Annotated in this window: 17 protein-coding genes; 12 read left to right on the top strand and 5 right to left on the bottom strand. The window is 72.1% G+C overall.

What is annotated here, in order from left to right; genetic code table 11:
* The first annotated feature begins 31 nt into the window (after positions 1-31).
* From FHS23_RS10220 to FHS23_RS10210, 3 genes are read left to right on the top strand one after another with little or no spacing between them, the layout of a single operon-like run.
* On the top strand, positions 32-1,105 hold the full coding sequence (locus tag FHS23_RS10220; protein WP_183652232.1) for an AAA family ATPase: 1,074 nt from the start codon (positions 32-34) through the stop codon (positions 1,103-1,105).
* A 9-nt stretch (positions 1,106-1,114) separates the two neighbouring features.
* Positions 1,115-2,104, top strand: coding sequence for a DUF58 domain-containing protein (locus tag FHS23_RS10215; protein WP_183652229.1), 990 nt, complete (start codon positions 1,115-1,117; stop codon positions 2,102-2,104).
* The gene (locus FHS23_RS10210) at positions 2,101-3,084 is read left to right on the top strand and encodes a VWA domain-containing protein (RefSeq protein WP_183652226.1); all 984 of its coding nucleotides are present in this window, start codon (positions 2,101-2,103) and stop codon (positions 3,082-3,084) included. Before FHS23_RS10215 ends, FHS23_RS10210 begins: the two co-directional genes overlap by 4 nt.
* Before the next feature lie 15 nt (positions 3,085-3,099).
* Here FHS23_RS10210 and FHS23_RS23170 read toward each other — a convergent pair whose 3' ends face one another.
* Positions 3,100-3,576 (bottom strand): TrmH family RNA methyltransferase, encoded by a 477-nt coding sequence (locus tag FHS23_RS23170; protein ID WP_183652223.1) that lies wholly within the window; start codon positions 3,574-3,576, stop codon positions 3,100-3,102.
* 320 nt (positions 3,577-3,896) lie between these two features.
* Between FHS23_RS23170 and fabG the strand changes: the two genes are divergently transcribed.
* The 3 genes from fabG to FHS23_RS10190 all read left to right on the top strand — a co-directional run bounded on the left by fabG (position 3,897) and on the right by FHS23_RS10190 (position 6,786).
* Positions 3,897-4,601: a 3-oxoacyl-ACP reductase FabG gene (fabG, locus tag FHS23_RS10200; RefSeq protein ID WP_343053805.1), complete on the top strand. Its 705-nt coding sequence runs from the start codon at positions 3,897-3,899 to the stop codon at positions 4,599-4,601.
* A 236-nt stretch (positions 4,602-4,837) separates the two neighbouring features.
* The gene (fabI, locus tag FHS23_RS10195) at positions 4,838-5,605 is read left to right on the top strand and encodes an enoyl-ACP reductase FabI (RefSeq protein ID WP_183652217.1); all 768 of its coding nucleotides are present in this window, start codon (positions 4,838-4,840) and stop codon (positions 5,603-5,605) included.
* Between the two features lie 137 nt (positions 5,606-5,742).
* On the top strand, positions 5,743-6,786 hold the full coding sequence (locus FHS23_RS10190; protein WP_183652214.1) for a ferrochelatase: 1,044 nt from the start codon (positions 5,743-5,745) through the stop codon (positions 6,784-6,786).
* 152 nt (positions 6,787-6,938) lie between these two features.
* On the opposite strand, the gene FHS23_RS10185 is transcribed toward FHS23_RS10190, so the two are convergent.
* On the bottom strand, positions 6,939-7,754 hold the full coding sequence (locus tag FHS23_RS10185; RefSeq protein WP_183652211.1) for a hypothetical protein: 816 nt from the start codon (positions 7,752-7,754) through the stop codon (positions 6,939-6,941).
* A 91-nt stretch (positions 7,755-7,845) separates the two neighbouring features.
* Between FHS23_RS10185 and FHS23_RS10180 the strand changes: the two genes are divergently transcribed.
* Together FHS23_RS10180 and FHS23_RS10175 are read left to right on the top strand one after the other, a co-directional pair.
* Complete coding sequence (locus tag FHS23_RS10180) at positions 7,846-9,273, top strand: ATP-binding protein (RefSeq protein ID WP_183652208.1); 1,428 nt, start codon at positions 7,846-7,848, stop codon at positions 9,271-9,273.
* On the top strand, positions 9,270-11,222 hold the full coding sequence (locus FHS23_RS10175; RefSeq protein ID WP_183652205.1) for a vWA domain-containing protein: 1,953 nt from the start codon (positions 9,270-9,272) through the stop codon (positions 11,220-11,222). The genes FHS23_RS10180 and FHS23_RS10175 overlap by 4 nt, the downstream gene beginning before the upstream one ends.
* Before the next feature lie 89 nt (positions 11,223-11,311).
* On the opposite strand, the gene FHS23_RS10170 is transcribed toward FHS23_RS10175, so the two are convergent.
* Positions 11,312-12,664 (bottom strand): cytochrome P450, encoded by a 1,353-nt coding sequence (locus FHS23_RS10170; protein ID WP_183652201.1) that lies wholly within the window; start codon positions 12,662-12,664, stop codon positions 11,312-11,314.
* Positions 12,665-12,852: 188 nt separating this feature from the next.
* On the opposite strand from FHS23_RS10170, the gene FHS23_RS10165 reads away from it, so the two are divergent.
* Genes FHS23_RS10165 through FHS23_RS10155 form a run of 3 tightly spaced genes read left to right on the top strand, consistent with a single transcriptional unit; the run spans position 12,853 to position 15,614 of the window.
* Positions 12,853-13,464, top strand: coding sequence for a TetR family transcriptional regulator C-terminal domain-containing protein (locus FHS23_RS10165; protein ID WP_183652198.1), 612 nt, complete (start codon positions 12,853-12,855; stop codon positions 13,462-13,464).
* Positions 13,465-13,473: 9 nt separating this feature from the next.
* On the top strand, positions 13,474-14,736 hold the full coding sequence (gene mshC / locus FHS23_RS10160) for a cysteine--1-D-myo-inosityl 2-amino-2-deoxy-alpha-D-glucopyranoside ligase (protein WP_183652195.1): 1,263 nt from the start codon (positions 13,474-13,476) through the stop codon (positions 14,734-14,736).
* Positions 14,737-14,780: 44 nt separating this feature from the next.
* Positions 14,781-15,614: a metallophosphoesterase gene (locus tag FHS23_RS10155; RefSeq protein ID WP_343053804.1), complete on the top strand. Its 834-nt coding sequence runs from the start codon at positions 14,781-14,783 to the stop codon at positions 15,612-15,614.
* A gap of 27 nt (positions 15,615-15,641) precedes the next feature.
* Here the strand turns inward: FHS23_RS10155 and FHS23_RS10150 are convergent, their stop codons facing one another.
* Together FHS23_RS10150 and FHS23_RS10145 are read right to left on the bottom strand one after the other, a co-directional pair.
* Complete coding sequence (locus tag FHS23_RS10150) at positions 15,642-16,784, bottom strand: MFS transporter (protein ID WP_343053803.1); 1,143 nt, start codon at positions 16,782-16,784, stop codon at positions 15,642-15,644.
* Entirely contained in the window at positions 16,781-17,608 is an 828-nt protein-coding gene (locus FHS23_RS10145) for a PAC2 family protein (RefSeq protein ID WP_183653757.1), read from the bottom strand. The genes FHS23_RS10150 and FHS23_RS10145 overlap by 4 nt, the downstream gene beginning before the upstream one ends.
* A gap of 172 nt (positions 17,609-17,780) precedes the next feature.
* Between FHS23_RS10145 and FHS23_RS10140 the strand changes: the two genes are divergently transcribed.
* A complete protein-coding gene (locus FHS23_RS10140) occupies positions 17,781-18,476 on the top strand; it encodes an HAD family hydrolase (RefSeq protein WP_343053802.1) in 696 nt (231 codons plus the stop codon).
* Positions 18,477-18,507: the final 31 nt, after the last annotated feature.

Here is an 18,507-nt window from a genome sequence, read left to right as displayed (position 1 = left end):
GAGAGGGAAGATCACCGCAAGGAGGTTAGGTGTGACCGAGCCCGGCACCCCCGACAACGCGAACGGGGCGGAACCCGGCGCACCGGCACGCGACGCCCAGCTGCTCGAACGCACCGTGTTCGAGGTCAAGCGCGTCATCGTCGGCCAGGACCGGTTGGTCGAGCGCATGCTCGTGGGGCTGCTCGCGAAGGGCCACCTGCTGCTCGAGGGCGTGCCCGGCGTCGCGAAGACCCTGGCGGTCGAGACGTTCGCGAAGGTCGTCGGCGGATCGTTCTCGCGTGTGCAGTTCACCCCCGACCTGGTGCCCGCCGACATTCTCGGCACCCGCATCTACCGCCAGGGCAGCGAGAAGTTCGACGTCGAACTCGGCCCGGTGGTCGCCAACTTCGTGCTCGCCGACGAGATCAACCGCGCCCCGGCGAAGGTCCAGTCGGCCATGCTCGAGGTGATGGCCGAACGGCATGTCTCCCTCGGTGGCGAGACCTTCCCGATGCCCGACCCGTTCCTCGTGCTGGCCACGCAGAACCCGATCGAGAACGAGGGCGTGTACCCGCTTCCCGAGGCCCAGCGCGACCGGTTCCTCTTCAAGATCATCGTCGAGTACCCGACGGCCGAGGAGGAGCGCGAGATCGTCTACCGGATGGGTGTCGCCGCGCCCGAACCGCAGACGGTCCTCACCCCGGACGAACTCGTCCGGTTGCAGGGCGTGGCCTCGCAGGTGTTCGTCCACCACGCGCTCGTCGACTACGTGGTCCGCCTCGTCCTCGCGACCCGGACGCCCGGTGAGCACGGGCTGACCGACGTCGCGGGCTGGGTGTCCTACGGCGCCTCGCCGCGCGCCAGCCTCGGCATCATCTCCGCGGCCCGCGCGCTCGCGCTGGTCCGTGGCCGCGACTACGTGCTGCCGCAGGACATCGTCGACGTGGCCGGGGACGTGCTGCGCCACCGGCTGGTGCTGTCCTACGACGCGCTCGCCGACGGCGTACCGCTCGACCACATCGTGAGCCGCATTCTGCAGACCGTACCGCTGCCGCAGGTCACCGCGCGGCCGCAGGGTCCGCAGGGTGGTCAGCCGTCCGTCGCCGCCGGCGTGCCGGGCAGGTAGTCCGTCGACATGGCGCGCACGAACGACCCCGGAGACCCGCTCGGTGTGGGCGCGTCCGGCGCGGGCAGTCGCGAGGGGCGGCCGTCGTGGGCTCCGCCCGTGCTGCGGGGTGACCGTATGGCGGCCGGCCTGCGAACCCTGGAACTCGAGGTACGGGGTCGGCTCGACGGCCTTCTGCAGGGCAACCACCTCGGCCTGGTGCCCGGCCCGGGCTCCGAACCGGGGGAGGCGCGGCCGTACCAGCCCGGTGACGACGTGCGCCGCATGGACTGGGCGGTGACGGCCCGCACCACGACGCCGCACATCCGCGAGACGATCGCCGACCGGGAACTGGAGACGTGGATCGTCGCGGACGTCTCGGCGAGCCTCGACTTCGGCACCGCCGCGTGCGAGAAACGCGACCTCGTCGTGTGCGCCGCCGCTGCGGTCACGCACCTGACCCTCGGTGGCGGGAACCGCGTGGGCGCGCTCGTCTCGAACGGCGCCGAGACCGTGCGCGTGCCCGCGCGAGGGGGACGCGCACACGCACGCAACCTGGTGCGCACGATCGCCGAGATGCCCCGGGCCGAGGAGGGCACGCGCGGGAATCTGGCCGAGCTCGTCGACCAGTTGCGCCGCCCGCCGCGACGGCGCGGGCTCGCCGTGGTCGTCTCCGACTTCCTCGGCGACATCGCCTGGCAGCGGCCGTTGCGCGGTCTGTCCGGACGGCACGACCTGATCGGTGTCGAGGTCCTCGATCCGCGGGACGTGGACCTGCCGGAGGTCGGCGACATCGTGCTCGCCGACCCGGAGACCGGCAGGCAGCGCGAGGTGCACGCGTCGGCGCAGCTGCGCAAGGAGTTCGCCGCCGCGGCCCAGCAGCACCGCGGTGAGGTGGCCCGGGCGCTGCGCCAGGCCGGCGCCGGGCATCTCGTGCTGCGCACCGACTCCGACTGGATCGCCGACACGGTGCGGTTCGTGGTCGCGCGCAAACGCGGCTGGTCCGGGGCGGCCTCATGAACCTGACCGGCTTCGCGTCGCCCTGGTGGTTCCTGCTGCTCATCGTCGTCGCCGCGGTCGCGGTCGGCTACGTGCTGGCGGTGCGCTCGCGGCGCAAACGCACGATGCGGTTCTCGAACCTCGCGTTGCTGGAACGGGTCGCACCCGCCGGCAGGCGGTGGACGCGGCACGTGCCGTCGGCGCTGCTGATGGTGTCGCTGCTGCTGTTGACGTTCGCTCTGGCAGGGCCGACGGCGGAGCAGAAGGTTCCGAGGAACCGGGCGACGGTCATGCTCGTGATGGACGTGTCGCTGTCGATGGAGGCGACCGACGTCGAGCCGACGCGGCTGAAGGCGGCCCAGGACGCCGCGTCGCAGTTCGCCGAGGGACTCACCCCGGGCGTGAACCTGGGGCTGATCTCGTTCGCGGGCACGGCGACCGTGCTGGTGGCACCCACCACCGAACGCGACGGTGTCACCAGTGCCATCCGGAATCTGAAGCTGGCCCAGTCCACGGCGACCGGTGAGGGCATCTTCGCCGCGCTGCAGTCGGTGGAGAGCTTCTCCGCGGTCGTGGGTGGTAGACAGGGGCCGCCGCCCGCGCGCATCGTGCTGATGACCGACGGCAAGCAGACAGTGCCGCAGGACGAGTACGCCCCGCGGGGCGCGTTCACCGCGGCGACGAAGGCCAAGGAGAAGGACATCCCGGTCAGCACCATCTCCTTCGGCACCTCGCACGGCAGTGTCGAGATCGAGGGCAAGGACGTGCCGGTCCAGGTCGACGACGCGTCGATGCGTGAGATCGCCCGACTGTCCGGTGGCGACTTCTACAAGGCGGCCACGGCCGAGGAGCTCGGGGAGGTCTACGAGAGCCTCGGCGAGCAGATCGGGTACGAGACCAAGGACACCGACGCCAGCAGGCCCTGGGTGGTGCTGGGCACGCTCGTGCTGTTCGGTGCGGCGGCCAGTTCGCTGCTCATCGGACGGCGCCTGCCCGACTGAGCGCCGCTCCGGCAGTCACGCCCCGGCGGGACGGGCTCCGGGGAAGCCGTGCTGGCGCCAGGCCTCGTACACGGCGATGGAGGCGGTGTTGGTGAGGTTGAGCGACCGCGAGGTCGGCAGCATCGGTAGCTGCACACGTTCGGTGACGGCGGGGTCGGCGAGGACCTCGTCGGGCAGGCCGGTCGACTCGGGGCCGAACAGGAACACGTCGTCACTCGTGTAGGAGACGTCCGTGTACAGCCGGTCGCCTTTGGCGGTGAACGCGTAGACGTCGGCGGGAAGCAGTGTCTCCCACGCCGCCTCCAGGGACGGATGCACGTGGACGTCGGCCAGGTCGTGGTAGTCGAGTCCGGCGCGGCGCAGCTGCTTGTCCTCGAAGCCGAACCCGAGCGGCTCGATCAGATGCAGTTGGCAGCCGGTGTTGGCCGACAGCCGGATCGCGTTGCCGGTGTTGGGCGGGATCTCGGGGTGATAGAAGACGACCCGGAACACGTCGGTGGTTCTCCTCGTTCGTACGGCGCGCGGCGCGAGCGGCCGGGCGGCGGCCACGCACCGATTCTGCCGACCGCGCTGAGTCGGCCGCGGGCGGCCTGTCGAACGATGCTCACAGGGTGCGTGGGCGGGGCACTCGGGACGGGCGTGGTGGTGGCCGGGAGCCGGGGCGGATCCCACCCTCCCGAACGTCGGCAGGCCGTGTGGTGAAGACCATGCCGGGCGCGGCCGGGTTACCTCCGGGTACCGGGAAACGGAGCGGCCCGCGCCGGATAGCCTCACGGCGGACAACTGCCATGCGGCGTGAGGAGAGGTTTCTCGTGGGACGGTCGGTTCTGGTCACCGGAGGCAACCGCGGCATCGGACTGGCGATCGCGCGCGGTCTGGCCGAGGCCGGACATCGGGTGGCGGTGACCCACCGCGGATCGGGCGCGCCGGAGGGGCTGTTCGGCGTGCAGGCCGACGTCACCGACACCGAGCAGATCGACGCCGCGTTCAAGGAGGTCGAGGAGCACCAGGGAGCCGTGGAGGTGCTGGTGTCCAACGCCGGCATCACCGACGACACGCTGCTGATGCGGATGAGCGAGGAGTCGTTCACCCGCGTGGTCGATGCGAACCTCACCGGTGCCTACCGGGTCGCCAAGCGCGCCAGCCGCGGCATGCTGCGGGCGAAGTGGGGCAGGCTCGTGTTCGTCTCGTCTGTCATCGGCCTCTCGGGTGGTGCGGGTCAGGTGAACTACGCGGCGAGCAAGGCCGGCCTGGTCGGAGTGGCGCGCTCCATCACCCGCGAGCTCGGTTCCCGCAACATCACGGCCAACGTCGTCTCGCCCGGTTTCATCGAGACCGACATGACCGACGAGCTGACCGAACAGCAGCGGGAGGCCGCGTTGGCGCAGATTCCGGCGGGCCGGTACGGCAGGCCCGAGGACATCGCCGACATGGTGCGGTTCCTGGCCTCCGACGAGGCGGGCTATGTCAACGGTGCGGTGCTGCCCGTGGACGGCGGCCTCGGCATGGGGCACTGAGCCGCCGCAGGCCCCGCCGGGCCGCCGCGAGTCACGCGGGGCCGCCGCGGGACACTGACCCGGCACGCGGCACGGGCCGCATCCGGACGCCGCCGTTCGCGCCGCGCCCGGCGGCCGGTGTCGTGGACCGTGTGCCGGGTCACGGTCGCCCGGTACCCGTGCATCCACATCCCGTACATCCCGTTCACCCGGCATCACCGCCGCGACCATCGGTACACAGCGAAGGGAAGAATTCCGTGTCCGGACTGCTCGAAGGTAAGCGCCTGTTGATCACCGGCGTCATCACGGACGCGTCGATCGCGTTCCACGCCGCGAGGACGGCACAGGAACAGGGCGCGCAGGTGGTGCTGACCGGCTTCGGCAGGATGTCGCTCATCGAGCGCATCGCCAAGCGGCTGCCCGAGCCTGCGCCCGTGATCGAACTGGACGTGCAGAACCCGGAACATCTCGACACGCTCGCCGACCGGGTGGCCGAGCACGTCGACGGGCTCGACGGCGTGCTGCACTCGATCGCGTTCGCGCCGGAGAGCTGCCTGGGTGCCCCGTTCATGGACGCGCCGTCGGAGGACGTCGGCAAGGCCGTCGACGTGTCCGCCTACTCGTACAAGGCGCTCGCCAAGGCCGTGCTGCCGCTGCTGAGCCCCGGTTCGGCGCTGGTGGGCATGGACTTCGACGCCCGTGTCGCGTGGCCCGCCTACAACTGGATGGGTGTTGCGAAGGCGGCACTGGAATCGGTCAACCGGTACCTCGCCCGCGATCTGGGACCGCACGGCGTGCGCGTCAACCTCGTATCGGCGGGACCGGTCAAGACCATGGCGGCCAAGTCGATCCCCGGGTTCGGCGAACTCGAGGACGGCTGGGGCGACCGCGCCCCGCTGGGCTGGGACACCACGGACCCGACGCCGGTGGCGAAGACCATCTGCGCCGCGCTGTCCGACTGGATGCCCGCCACGACCGGCTCGATGATCATGGTCGACGGCGGCGTGCACGCGACCGGCCAGTAACCGCCTGCCCCGGCGGGTCGGTTCCGGCCGCTCCCGGCCTCGCCGGAGCAGGAAGGTTCACGCCTCGGGTCGCGGGGCGGACAGCGTCGGTGTACCCGGTGCTGCGTGCCGTGGGCCACAGCGGAAAGATGGACACCGTGAGTTACGACGCGCTGCTGTGGTTGTCGTTCGGCGGACCGGAGGGCCCGGACGACGTGATGCCGTTCCTGGAGAACGTGACGCGGGGCAGGGGAGTGCCGCGGGAGCGACTCGAGGAGGTGGCGGAGCACTACCGCCACTTCGGCGGGGTCTCGCCCATCAACCGCCTCAACCGCGAGGCGATGGCCGCGGTGGAGAAGGAACTGGCCTCCCGCGGCATCGATCTGCCGGTGTACTTCGGCAATCGGAACTGGCATCCGATGGTCGAGGACACCCTCGCGCGGATGCAGGCCGACGGCGTGCGACAGGCGCTGGTCTTCCCGACGAGCGCCTACGGCGGCTACTCGGCGTGCCGTCAGTACGACGAGGACATCGTGCGTGCCCGCGCGGCCGTGGGCGAGGGAGCGCCGGAGTTGGTCAAGCTCCGCCAATTCTTCGACCATCCGCTGTTCGTCGCCGCGAACGCCGACGCCGTCAGGGCCGCCCACGCGGAACTCGGACGGCCGGCGCGCACCGTGTTCACCGCCCACTCGATCCCCACGGCCGCCGACGCGGCGGCGGGGCCGCCGGAGACGGGCGGGGAGTGGTACTCGAAGCAGGTCTTCGAGGCGGCGCGGCTGGTCGCCGCGCAGGCCGGCGTCGCCGAGCACGACGTGGTCTGGCAGTCCCGTTCCGGTCCGCCGCACATCCCGTGGCTCGAGCCGGACGTCGTCGACCACATCGACGCGCTGCACGAGGAGGGTGTCGGGGCCGTGGTGGTGAGCCCTATCGGTTTCGTCTCCGACCATCTCGAAGTGGTGTGGGACCTCGACAACGAGGCCGCGGACCGGGCGGCCGAACTGGGCATGGGTTTCGCCCGTGCGGCCACCCCGAACGGAGATCCGCGGTTCGCCGAACTGGTCGTGGAACTGGCGCAGGAACACCTCGCAGGCGGGGGAGTGCGCAAGCTGTCCGAGGTGTTTCCGGTGGCGGGCTGCACCCGCAACGGCGCGCCGTGCGCGGAGGGGTGCTGTGCGCCGGTGAAGCGGTCCGCGGCGGATTAGCCGCGGACGTGCCGACGTGGTGACGTCCGACGTGCGGGGCGGTGACGTGCGGGGCGGTGACGTGCGGGGCGGCGGCGTGGTGGGCCTCTACGGCACACGGCCGCCGACCTCTCCGTTGTGTATAACGTCCTATACGAACCGGCCGTGACGCGTCACGGCCGGTTCGCCTGATCGGCGAACACGCGCACGGCTTCGTTGACCGCCGCGCACCTCGCGGTGCGCACCGCTTCGGACAGGGGCCGCAGCGCATCGGCGCGCCGCTCTGCGGCCGACGCCGACAGCGCGCCACCCGGTTCCTCGGCGGAGGCGACGTCGAGGATCGCCCCGATCTCTTCGGCGCGCTGCAGCACCCGCAGGGCGCGACCGGGCATGCCGTCGGGCCAGTCGGGTGAGGGCCGCGCGCGGAGCCGTGCCGACAGCTCGGCGCGCACGCTCGGCCGTTCGCTGGCCACGTCGAGCGCCTGCAGGGCGCCCGCGCTGTCACGGATCGCGTCGGTCAGGCCGTGTTCGGCCTCGGCGAGGCCGATGTGCTCGAGACCGACGTCCTGGGGCGTGACCGGGCCCGGGGTCGCGAGGGGGTGGACGGTCCAGCGGACGAGGCCTTCGGCGATGTGGTGCGGCACGATGCCGTAGCCGGCGCCGGGCAGGACGACGGCCTCACCCGCGGCCAGCGCCGCCTTGGGCAGCTCCCCGCCACCGCCGAGTCCGCGGAGGTCGCCCGGCACGGGCAGGACCAGCCGTGCGTCGGGTGTGCCGAGCCGGCGGAGCGTGCCGAGCAGTTGGGCGGGCTGAGCCGGGAAACCGCCCGTCACGGGCAGGTCGAGGGTGGAACCGGTGGCATCGTCGGCGGCGACGACCTCGTGCGCTTCGCCCCACGGCAGCAGGGAGTCGAGCACGTTGTCGGACGCGGCCGCGCCGTGGAGCCATGCCGAGGACCACACGGCCAGAGTCGCACTGGGACAACACACAGGGCCCGAGGGTACCGCCCGGAGCCACAGGGCGATCCCGGGCGATCGCCGATCGTGACGCGACCGTCGCAGCGGGGATAGGCTGGTCGAGGTGAAGGCCCCAGAGGAGACCGTGCCCGCGGACCTGCCCCGCACGGTGGGACAGCTGCGCGCCGCCGGTCACACGCCCCGTGGTGTGAAGGACGAGATCGCCGACAACCTGCTCGCGGCGTTGCGCGAGGGCCGCGATCCCTGGCCGGGCATCGTCGGGTTCGGCGCCACGGTCGTGCCGCAGTTGGAACGCGCGCTGCTGGCCCGACACGACGTCGCGCTGCTCGGCGAACGCGGCCAGGGCAAGACACGCCTGCTGCGCACGCTTGCCGGACTGCTCGACGAGTGGACCCCGGCGATCGAGGGCTCCGAACTCGCCGAGCACCCGCTGAACCCGATCACGCCCGCGTCGGTGCGCCGCGCGGCCGAGCTCGGTGACGAGCTGCCGGTCAGGTGGCTGCACCGCGGCGAGCGGTACGCCGAGAAGCTCGCCACCCCCGACACGTCCGTGGGAGACCTGATCGGCGACGTCGACCCCGTCAAGGTCGCCGAGGGTCGGACGCTGGGTGACCCGGAGACGATCCACTTCGGACTGGTGCCGCGCGCGCACCGCGGGATCGTGGCGCTCAACGAGCTGCCCGACCTGGCCGAGCGGATCCAGGTGGCGCTGCTGAACGTGATGGAGGAGCGCGACATCCAGGTCCGCGGTTACACGCTGCGCCTGCCGCTCGACGTGCTGCTCGTCGCGACGGCGAACCCCGAGGACTACACGAACCGCGGGCGGATCATCACCCCGCTCAAGGACCGGTTCGGCGCCGAGGTGCGCACGCACTACCCGCACGAGCTCGACGCCGAGATCGGCCTGGTGCGGCAGGAGGCGGACCTGGTCGCAGAGGTCGGCGATCCGCTCGTGGAGGTGCTGGCACGGTTCGTGCGCGCGCTGCGCGAGGCGACGGTCATCGACCAGCGGTCCGGTGTGTCGGCGCGGTTCGCGGTGGCGGCCGCGGAGACGGTCGCGGCGGCGGCGCTGCGACGTGGCGCGCTGACCGGGGAGGAGCCCGCGGTGGCGCGCCCCGTGGACCTCGAGTCGGTCCCGGAGGTGCTGCGCGGCAAGCTGGAGTTCGAACCGGGCGAAGAGGGCCGTGAGCTCGAACAATTGGTGCACCTGCTGCGCGTGGCGGTGGCCGAGACGGCGCGCGGGCGGTTCGCGGGCCTGGATCTGACTCCGTTGGCGGAGGCGGTGACCGAGGGGAGCCCGGTCGAGACGGGCGAGCGGGTTCGCGGTCGGGAGCTGTTGGGCGCCTTGCCGGAGCTGCCGGTGTTGCACGAGGTGGCCGAGCGGTGCGGCGCGGGTCCCGGGGACCCGCCCGCGCGGATCGCCGCGGCGGTCGAGCTGGCGCTCGAATCGCTGTACCTCGGCAGGAAGGTCGCCAAGGACGTCCGCGGGCCCGGCGACGGTGGCGACGCGAGGACGGTCTACGGGCCATGAGCGGCGACGGGTACCGGTACGGGCCGTATCACGACGGTCCCGACCCGCTCGCGCCCCCGGTCGACCTGCGGGAGGCGGTCGACGAGATCGGCAGGGACGTGATGGAGGGCGCGTCGCCGCGGTCGGCGCTGGACGAGTTGCTGCGCCGGGGCACGCCCACCACGGCCGGACTGGACGAGCTGACCCGCAGGGTGTGGCAGCGCCGGTCGGAGATCCAGCGTCGCCACCGGCTGGACGGCACGTTGCAGGAGGTGCAGCGGCTGCTCGACGAGGCGCTCACGGCCGAGCGGCAGAGCCTGGCGACCGATCCGTCGGACGACGCCCGCTTCGAGGAGATGCGGCTCGACGCGCTTCCCCCGGGCACGGCGAGCGCGGTGTCGGAGCTGGCCGACCACGAGTGGCGGTCGGAGACCGGCCGGGACAACTACGAGCGGATCCGCGAACTGCTGGGGCAGGAACTGCTCGGGTCGCGCTTCGAAGGTATGAAGCAGGCGCTGCAGCAGGCGACGTCCGAGGACGCCGACCGGATCGGCGCCATGCTCGCCGACCTCAACGACCTGCTCGCCGCGCACGCCCGCGGTGACGCGGACGTCGACGAGCGGTTCGACGAGTTCATGCGCAGGCACGGTGAGCTCTTCCCGGAGAACCCGCAGAACGTGGACGAGCTGATCGACGCGCTGGCCGCGCGGTCGGCGGCGGCACAGCGGGCTCTGAACTCGATGACACCCGAGCAGCGCCAGGAGCTGGCGGAACTCTCGCAGCAGGCGTTCGGGGACCCACGGATCGCCGACCAGTTGTCGCGGCTGGACGAGCAGTTGCGTGCCGCGAGGCCGGGGGAGGACTGGTCGTCGTCCGGCCGGTTCCGCGGCGAGGACCCGCTGGGGCTCGCCGAGGGAGCCCGCGCGATGACGGATCTGTCCGAACTCGATGCGCTCGCGGAGCAGCTGGCCCAAAGCTATCCCGGTGCCCGGCTGGAGGACATCGACCTCGAGTCGCTCGAACGTCAGCTCGGCGACGACGCGGGGGTCGACGCGCGCAGACTCGCCGAACTGGAACGGGAGCTGAGCAGGCAGGGCGTGTTCGAACGCGCGCCGGACGGGTCGCTGCGGCTCTCGCCGAAGGCGCTGCGCCGACTCGGCGAGACCGCACTGTCCGATGTGGTCAAGGCGATGCGGGCGGGCCGCGGTGAGCGCGACACCACGGCGGCGGGCGCGGCCGGCGACGTGACCGGCCAGACTCGGCCGTGGACCTTCGGGGACACGCAACCGTGGGCGGTGTCGAAGACCGTGCAGAACGCGGTGCTCCGCACGGCGTCGACGGGGCGCGGCGCGGTGAGCCTCGACGTGTCCGACGTGGAGGTCGCCGAGACCGAACACCGGTCACGAGCCGCGGTCGCGTTGTGCGTCGACACGTCGTGGTCGATGGTCGCCGAGGACCGGTGGCTGCCGATGAAACGTACTGCCCTCGCCCTGTACCAGCTGATCTCGACACGGTTCCGCACCGACGCGCTGCAGATCATCACGTTCGGGCGCTACGCCCGGCAGGTGGAGCTGTCGGAGCTGGTGGCACTCGACGGGACGTGGGAACAGGGCACGAACGCCCACCACGCGCTGTTGCTCGCCGGACGGCATCTGCGGCGCCACCCGAGCGCGCAACCCGTCGTGCTGATGGTCACCGACGGCGAGCCGACCGCTCACCTCGAACCGGACGGCGACGCGCTGTTCGACTACCCGCCCAGCCCGACGACACTCGTCAAGACGCTGTCCGAAGTGGACAGACTGGCGAAGACTGGTGCGGCGCTGTCGGTCTTCCGCCTGGGTGATGACCCGCGGTTGGAGGCGTTCGTGGACCTGCTCGCCCGCAGGGCGGGCGGCCGTGTGCTGGCGCCGGACCTCGACGGCCTGGGTGCCGCCGTGGTGGGCGACTACCTGCGCGGCCGGCGCGCATGAGCCGACCGTAGTTCACCGAGAACCGCCGCTAGTCGAGAGCCGGCGCTGGTGCAGGACACGCGTGTCCGCGTGCAGGACACACCGGATGTTCAGCGTGGCGTGACGACGAGGCGGGAGCCTCGGGCGGGGACCATCGTGATGTTGCGGGCCTTGGCGTGTTCGGGCCGCGGCCGGTCGGGGGCGATGTCGAAGCGCCGCAGCACCTCACCCAGCACGACGGCGGACTCGAGGAGGGAGAAGCCGGCGCCGAGGCAGCGCCGCACGCCGCCCCCGAACGGGAACCACGTGCCGGTGGTGGGTCCGGAGCCGGTGAACCGCTCCGGGCGGAACGCGTGCGGATCGTCGTGGTGCTCCGGGTCGTGCTGGACCATCGTGATCGACGGCATGACGGTGTGGCCTGCAGGAATGCGGTAGCCGCCGATCTCGACGTCACGGGTCACCACGCGGGCGACCTCGGAGATCACGGGGTGCAGCCGCATCGCCTCCTTGACGACCGCTTCGAGGTGCTTCTCGTCCCCGTCGTCGGCGGCGCGGACGGCGTCGGCCAGCGCACGGGGGTCACGGGCGAGTTCGTGCAGCGCCCAGGCGAGGGCCGTCGCGGTCGTCTCGTGGCCCGCGAGCAGCAGGGTGATGAGCTGGTCGCGCAGTTCGGCATCGGTGAGCCCGTCGGCGCCCTCCCCGACGGTCAGCAGTCGGGACAGCACATCGCGGCGGTCGGCGAGGTCGCCCGCCCGCCTGCGGTCGGCGATCTCGGCGTAGATGAGCTCGTCGGCGGCCTTGCGCACCTCGGCGTCCCGCTTCCACACGCCGAACCGCTGCAGTTTCGGCTGGTGCCAGCCGAGGATGTCGACCGGTCCGATGTCGACGATGCGGCGGAGCAGTGCGCGCAACCGGTCCAGTCGCGGTCCCTCGGCCACGCCGAACACCACGCGCAGGATGATCTCCAGCGTGACGGCCTGCATCCGCCGGTGCGAGCGCAACGCTCCCCGCCGCCAGCCGTCGACCTCGGTCCGGGCGAGCTCGGTGATCAGGTCGCGGTAGCCCCGCAGCGCGGCGCCGTTGAAGGCGGGCATGAGGAGCTTGCGGGCGCGCAGATGGACGTCCTCGTCGGTGAGCAGCACCGAATGCCTGCCCATGGCGGGTTTGAGCACCACGTTGCCCTCGCCGGCGTGGAACACCTCCGCCGGACCTGCGAACACGGCGCGGATGTGTTCGACGTTCGCCAACTGCACGACGTCCCGCTCGGGGAAGATGCGCAGGCGGAAGACGTCGCCGTGACGGCGACGCAGCCGGGGCATCCACCGATCGCGGTACGACCCGAACAGCACGCTCTGGACGGCCTGAGGCAGGCGCGAACCCGGCGGCGTCGCGGTGGCGGTGACGTCCTCGGTGCGAACAGCCGGGTTCCGGGTTCCGGATCCGGCGGACTCGGTCGTCGTCATGAGCGCGCTCCTTTGCGCGGAAAGTGGTGGCGGACGGCGCGGTGACGGTGCGAGGTGACGGGCCCGTCCTGTTCCTGCTCCCCGCCGCCGATTTATACGCCCGTATAGATCGGGTGTCCAGTTCCGCGGGCCGGCTCGGCGGCGCGGCACCGGATCCACAGCGACCCGCGGGCAGTAGGCTCCCGGTCGTGGGCCACCGGGACGACCTGCTCGCGGCGGCACGAACGCTGCTCGAGGACAAGGGCTACGCGCACATCACCGCGCGCGACCTCGTCGCGGCCTCCGGCACCAACCTGGCGTCCATCGGCTACCACTTCGGATCCAAGTCCGGACTGCTGAACGCGGCGATCGGGACGGTGTTCGAAGAGTGGACCGACCAGCTCGCGGAACTCGCGATGGCCGACCCGACGGCCTCTCCGGTCGAACGCGGCCACGTGACCTGGGCGGCCTGGCTCGCCGGGCTGGCGGGCAAGCGCAGGCTGCTCGTGTCCTACATCGAGGCGCTCGCCCAGGCCGAACGCGCACCCGACCTGCGACGGCAACTGGCCGAGCTGTACCGCACCTGCCGGCTGCGGGTGGCGGGTCTCGTCGCCGAGTCGCTGGGGGACGGCACCCGCGGTGACGACCCCCGCTGCCGGGCGGTCGCCACGTTCGTCGTCGCCGTCTGCGACGGCCTCGCCGTCCAGTGGCTGGTCGACCCGGACGGCGTGCCCACTCCGGACGAGCTGCTCGCCGGTCTCGCGACACTGTGGTCGGCGTCCTTCCCACCGGACGGGAACGATTCGCCGGGGCGCACATAGGGTTGAGATATGCAGACTTGGTCCTCGGTCGCCGTGCCCCGTGTCCCCGGAGAGTCCCGCCCGCTGCGGCTGTACGACACGGCATCCGGTGACATCCGTCCCACCTCGCCCGGCCGGATCGCCCGGATGTACGTCTGCGGCATCACGCCGTACGACGCCACGCACCTCGGGCACGCCGCGACGTACCTCGCGTTCGACCTCGTGCACCGGCTGTGGCTCGACGCGGGCCACGAGGTGCATTACGTGCAGAACGTCACCGACATCGACGATCCGCTGCTGGAGCGTGCCGAGCGGGACCAGGACGACTGGGTCGTGCTGGCGATGCGCGAGACCGCGCTGTTCCGGGAGGACATGGAGGCGCTGCGGGTGCTGCCGCCCCGTGACTTCATCGGCGCCGTCGAGACGATCCCCCGCATCGTCGAGGTCATCGGCAAGCTCCTGGCCTCCGGTGCCGCCTACCGGGTCGACGACCCCGAGTACCCGGACATCTATTTCGACCGGTCGTACACGGGCCGGTTCGGCTACGAGTCCGGCTACGACGCGGAGACGATGGCCACGTTCTTCGCCGAGCGGGGCGGCGACCCCGACCGGCCCGGCAAACGCGACCCGCTCGACGCGCTGCTGTGGCGGGCCGAGCGGGCGGGGGAGCCGTACTGGGAGTCCGAACTCGGCAGGGGCCGGCCCGGCTGGCACATCGAGTGCAGCGTCATCGCCCTCGACCAGCTCGGTCTCGGGTTCGATGTGCAGGGCGGCGGTTCGGACCTGGCGTTCCCGCACCACGAGTACAGCGCAGCGCACGCCGAGGCTCTCGCGGGCGACCACCCGTTCGCCCGGCACTACGCGCACGCCGGGATGATCGGGCTCGACGGCGCCAAGATGTCCAAGTCGAAGGGCAACCTGGTGTTCGTCTCCCGGCTCCGGGCCGCCGACGTCGAACCGGACGCGATCCGCCTGGGCCTGTTCGCGGGCCACTACCGCGACGACCGGGCCTGGACCGACGAGGTGCTGGCGACGGCGCAGCAGCGGCTCGCCCGCTGGCGCGAGGCCGTCCGGCTGCCCGCGGGGCCGCCGGCGGCCGACACGATCGCCCGCCTGCGGGAACACCTGGCGAACGACCTCGACACGCCGCGCGCGCTCGCCGCCGTGGACGCGTGGGTCGACGAGGCGCTCCGTGGCGGGCAGAGCGGTTCCGGTGGCGACGAGGACGCGCCCACGGCGATCGGCACTGCGGTCGACGCGCTCCTCGGCGTTTCCCTGGAGGAGCCGGCCTGACAAGACGGGACCCGTAGCCCGGCAGGGGAGATACCGTGGGCCGCGTGCCTACCCTCCACGCGACCAGCGACCTGCACGTCACCCACACCGGCAACGAGTCGCACGTCGACGTGATCCGGCCGGACACCCCCGACGACTGGCTGTTGGTCGCCGGTGACGTAGGCGAGCGGCTCGGCACCGTCGTCGACACGCTGGCACGGCTGCGGGAGCGGTTCGCCACGGTCGTGTGGGTGCCGGGCAACCACGAGTTGTGGACCACGGCGAAGGATCCCGACCAGGTGTCGGGTCGTCCGCGCTACGACGAGCTGGTCCGCCGATGCCGGGAGATCGGTGTACTCACCCCCGAGGACGAGTTCCCCGTGTGGCCGTATGCCGAGCGCCCGCTCACGATCGCGCCGCTGTTCGTGCTGTACGACTACAGCTGGCGCACGCGGGCGACACAGGGTGCGTCGCTGGACGAGGCGCTACGGCAGGCCAGGGAGGCCGGTGTGGTCTGCACCGACGAGTACCTGCTCGGGCACGAACCGTACGCGGGCCGGGCCCAGTGGTGCGAGGATCGCTTGACGCTGAGCGAGAAGCGCCTCGCCGAGATCCCCGACGACCACGAGACGGTGCTGCTGTCGCACTGGCCGCTGCACCGGCATCCGACCGCGCCGTTGTACTACCCGGAGTTCGCCATGTGGTGCGGCACGACCAGGACCGAGGACTGGCATATCCGGTTCCGCGCGCGCCTCGCCGTGTACGGGCACCTGCACATCCCGCGCACCACGTACGCGGACGGGGTGCGCTTCGAAGAGGTCTCGCTCGGCTATCCGCGTGAATGGCGCCGACGCGCCCGTGGCCCGGTCGCCTTCCGGAAGATCCTGACCTCGGACTGACCCGCGGGCAGCTCGCGGACCGGCCGCTCAGGTGCGGGCGCGGGTGAGCGTCGCCGCGAGGGGCACGGTGGCGAGCAGCACCGCCGCAGGAAGCGCGAAGCCCAGCAGCGCATCGGCGTGGTATGGCGCGGTGAACACGGCCGGTGCCGCAGCCATGCCCAGGAACCGCATGGCCTGGACCACCGATATCGCACCGCTCCGCCCGGGCCCGTCGCCCGAGAGCACGGTCGTGTTGACGGCGACGAGCACCAGCTGACTGCACACTCCGGCCGCGGCCCACGCCGCCACGGCGACCGGCGCGAGTCCGGTCGCGCCGATGACGACGACCAGCGCCGCACCGGCGAGCAGTCCGCCGAGCGCCGTGAGGCGGCCGCCGAAGCGGTCCGCGGCGGCGCCTGCGAACCGGGCTCCCAGGAATCCGGCGACACCGAACCCGGTCAGCAGCAGGCCTCGCATTCCCGCACCGAAGCCGAACGCGTCCTGCAGACGGAACGCCACGAGGAACGACAGACCCGCCAGGCAGCCCCACGCGGTCAGCGCCGCCAGCCCCGGCAACAGGACGGCCGCGCGCCAGGGATCGCGGAGCCGGGTGGTGGCTGCGCGGTCGTCCTCGTCGTCGGCGGGCAGCGGCCAGGCTGCCAGCACGGCGCCGACCAGGGCGATGCCGACGAACGCCCACCGCCACGACGCCGCGGCCGCGAGGCCGCCCACCAGCGGGGCCGAGGTCTGGCCCACCGCCTGCATCGCGCCGAACACGCCGAGCGCCTTTCCGAGCCGGTCCGGCGGTGTCATCGCCGCCAGCCGCGCCATCAGCAACGGCGTCGTGAAGGCGTTGGCGCATCCCATCAGACCCCGGCCGAACTGGAAGAGCCAGAACCACGGCGCCACGGCGGCGACGAGGGTGACCACGGCGTACGCGACGTAGGCGAGCCGGATCGTGCGGGCGGGACCCCAGCGCTGGCCGAGTGTGCCCGACACGAGCATCAACGCGGCGAACGGCAGCAGGTACACGGTCAGCGAGGACGCCGCCGCCTGGGCGGAGACGTCGAAGCTCGTCCCGATCTCCGGAAGGACGGCCGCGACGATCCCGCCGCCGAACGGGCCGAGCAGGGCGCCCAGCTGCAGCCCCACCCGGGCGGCAGGGGCATCGTCGTTGCGCGGGTCGGTCACCGGCCGGCGGGGCCGGGCCCGTCGTTCCTGCGCCGCCGCAGGTAGCGCTCGAACTCGGCGGCGATCATGTCGCCGCTCGCTCCTTCGAGGTCGATCTCCGCGTCACCCCGTTCTTCGAGCGAGCGCACGTACTCGGAGATCTCCTCGTCCTCGTCGGCCATCTCGCTGACGGTCTTCTGCCAGTCCTCGGCCTGCTCCGGCAGCGCACCCAGCGGGATGCCGACGTCGAGGATGTCCTCCAGCTTGTTCAGCAGTGCGATCGTGGCCTTCGGCGACGGCGGGTGCGACACGTAGTGCGGCACGACCGCCCACAGCGACACCGCGGGCACGCCTTCCTTGACGCACAGGTCCTGGAACACTCCGAGGATGCCCGTGGGGCCCTGGTACCGCTCACGTTCGAGACCGAACCGCTTGGCGGCGTCGGCGTCGTAGGCCGTGCCGGTCACCGGGATCGGGCGGGTGTGTGCGGTGTCACCGACGAGCGCGCCGATCGTGATCACGGTCTGCACCCCGAGCTGTTCGACGTGCTCGAGCAGCTCGGCGCAGAACGCGCGCCACCGCATGCTCGGCTCGGGCCCCTGCACCAGGACGACGTCCTGGTCGGAGCCCGCGGGGCGGCACACCGACAACCGCGTCGTCGGCCACTCGACCCGGCGGGTCACGCCGTCGACCATCCGCACCGTGGGCCGGGCGACCTGGAAGTCGTAGTAGTCGTCCGGTTCGAGCTCGGCCAGCGGCGTCGCATCCCAGTTCAGCGCGAGATGCTCGAGGGCGGTGCTCGCCGCGTCGCCCGCGTCGTTCCACCCGTCGAAACAGACGATCATGACCGGACCGCGACGCTGCCGGTCCTCGCCGCCGTCGGGGGAGCCGTCGGTGAAGTCGTTGAAGGGCGTGCTCACCCGCCCAGCGTACGTCCCGACGGCGACTCGGTTCGCCACCGTAGGCTGGACGGGCGCCCGCTGCCCGCGGTGCGCTCGCCGAACCGAGGAGAAGTCCGTGATCCATCCGTCCTCCGGCCTCGCTGAAGGCGGTCCGGCCGCCGTGTTGTGGGACATGGACGGCACCCTGATCGACTCCGAGAAGCTCTGGGACGTGGTGCTCGCGGAGGCCACCCAGCGGCTGGGCGGGGAGCTGACCCTCGAGCAGCGGACGGCGCTCGTCGGGTCGAACATGGCGGCCACGTCCCGGCGGCTGCTGGAGATCGCAGGGCGGGCGGTGACCGACGAGGCCGCCGACGACGTCGCGAGCTGGATGCGCGGGCGCACGGCCGAGTTGTTCTCCGGCGCGCTGCCCTGGCGGCCCGGCGCCAGGGCAGCCCTGGAAGAGCTCCGTGCGACGGGCGTTCCGTGCGCGTTGGTGACCTCCACCGAGCGCGGTCTGACCGAACTCGCACTCAACACGATCGGGCGAGAATTCTTCGCCGCCACGGTGTGCGGGGACGAGGTCGACGGCAAGAACAAGCCGCATCCCGAGCCGTACCTGCGGGCCGCCCGGCTGCTCGGGGTGGATCCCGCCACCTGCGTGGCCGTCGAGGACTCACCCGTCGGCGCCGCGTCCGCCGAAGCCGCAGGCTGCGCCGTCCTGGTCGTCGAGGCCGACGTGGTCGTCGACCGAGGTCCGGGGCGGACGTTCCGGCCGTCGCTCGTGGGAGTCGGCGCCGGTGACCTGGCCCGGCTGATCCCGAGCCGGTGACCTGCGGCATCACGGGCCAGGCCGCTCGAGG

The sequence above is a fragment of the Prauserella isguenensis genome (assembly GCF_014191605.1).
GTDB classification, from domain to species: domain Bacteria; phylum Actinomycetota; class Actinomycetes; order Mycobacteriales; family Pseudonocardiaceae; genus Prauserella; species Prauserella isguenensis.
The sequence above is the reverse complement of the archived record's forward strand: the minus strand, read 5'-3'. Positions and strand labels throughout refer to the sequence as shown.

Bases quoted from the DNA above. Each gene is read 5' to 3' on its own strand.
- FHS23_RS10210 (WP_183652226.1), top strand. From the start codon at position 2,101: ATGAACCTGACCGGCTTCGCGTCGCCCTGGTGGTTCCTGCTGCTCATC.
- FHS23_RS10170 (WP_183652201.1), bottom strand. From the start codon at position 12,664: ATGACGACGACCGAGTCCGCCGGATCCGGAACCCGGAACCCGGCTGTT.
- FHS23_RS10175 (WP_183652205.1), top strand. From the start codon at position 9,270: ATGAGCGGCGACGGGTACCGGTACGGGCCGTATCACGACGGTCCCGAC.
- mshC (WP_183652195.1), top strand. From the start codon at position 13,474: ATGCAGACTTGGTCCTCGGTCGCCGTGCCCCGTGTCCCCGGAGAGTCC.
- FHS23_RS10215 (WP_183652229.1), top strand. From the start codon at position 1,115: ATGGCGCGCACGAACGACCCCGGAGACCCGCTCGGTGTGGGCGCGTCC.
- FHS23_RS10145 (WP_183653757.1), bottom strand. From the start codon at position 17,608: ATGATCGTCTGTTTCGACGGGTGGAACGACGCGGGCGACGCGGCGAGC.